General features: G+C 73.1%; 1 protein-coding gene. It reads right to left on the bottom strand.

Annotation, left to right across the window (positions count from 1 at the left end; genetic code table 11):
• Window positions 1–1,311 (bottom strand): AMP-binding protein (locus ACFU99_RS43900; RefSeq protein ID WP_384404417.1); only part of this gene is annotated, 1,311 nt, incomplete at both ends.

The following is a 1,311-nucleotide window of genomic DNA, read 5'->3' on the forward strand; positions in this document are numbered from 1 at the left end:
GCAGCAGCGCCGCCTCGTCGATCTTCCCGTTGGCGGTGCGCGGCAGTTCGTGGACCCGGTGGAGCCGGTGCGGGCGCATATACGCGGGCAGACCGGCCGCGAGGTGCCGGTCGAAGTCGTCGAAGGACAGGTCGGCGCCCAGCACCAGAAAGGCCAGCAGCTCCTTCGCCCCGTCGGCGGCAACGTCGCGGCGGGCGCAGACGTGGGCCTGGCGCACCGCGGGGTGGGCGGTGATCCGCGCCTCGATCTCGCCGGGCTCGATGCGGAAGCCGCGCACCTTGACCTGGCGGTCCACGCGCCCCACGTACGTGATGAGCCCGGTGGCGTCCTGGCGTACGAGGTCGCCGCTGCGGTAGTAGCGGGCGCGCCCGCCGTCGAGCCAGGGCAGCCGGACGAACCGCTGCGCGGTCTCCTCGGGCAGATTGCGGTAGCCGGCCGCCAGCGCCTCACCCGTGATGAGGAGTTCGGCGAGCTCTCCGGCCTCGGCGCGCCGGACACCGTCGACGACGGGCACCACCTCGGTGCCCGGCAGTACGCGCCCGATCGGCACCAGCTCCCCGGCGAAGTCGCGGGGGATCGCGTGGCAGACGGCGAAGGTGCTGGTCTCCGTCGGCCCGTACCCGTTGTGGAGAACGGTGGCGCTGTCCGGGTTGTCGCGGTACCAGCGGCGGATGACGCGGGCGTTGAGCTGCTCGCCGCCCACCAGCACCTGCCCGACGGTCGAGAAGCAGTGCGGGACCCTGTCGACCACCGCGTTGAACAGCGCGGCGGTCATGAACAGCGCGTCGATCCGCTCGCGTTCCAGCGCGGCCGCCAGCAGTTCGGGGTCCTGCACGGTCTCGCCGTCGAGGATCACGCAGCTGCCGCCGGTCAGGAGCGGCGCCCACACCTCGAAGTTCAGCGCGTCGAAGGCGGGGTTGGACACGCCGGCGAAGCGCAGGGGCCCGTCCAGCCGTATCCAGCCCGGCCGCGCCAGGCGCAGGATTCCGGCGTCGCGGACCTCGACGCCCTTGGGCAGACCGGTGGTGCCCGAGGTGTAGAAGAGGAACGAGAACGGGGCCTCGGCGTCCGGCGGTTCGGGCGCTTCGGCCGCACCGGCCTTCGAGTCCCCTTCGAGCAGCGCCGCCACATCCAGCGCGGCGACATCCCCCGGCAGCCCCGGCAGCTCCTCCGCCGCGCCATGAATCACCGCGACACTCGCCGAGTCCGCGAGGATATGGCGGCGGCGCTCGGGCGGACTCTGCGCGTCCAGCGGTACGACCGCGGCGCCGAGCCGCAGGATGCCGAGCATGGCGCAGATCAGCTGCCAGG

The organism is Streptomyces sp. NPDC057654 (genome assembly GCF_042800135.1).
Taxonomy (GTDB): Bacteria; Actinomycetota; Actinomycetes; order Streptomycetales; family Streptomycetaceae; genus Streptomyces.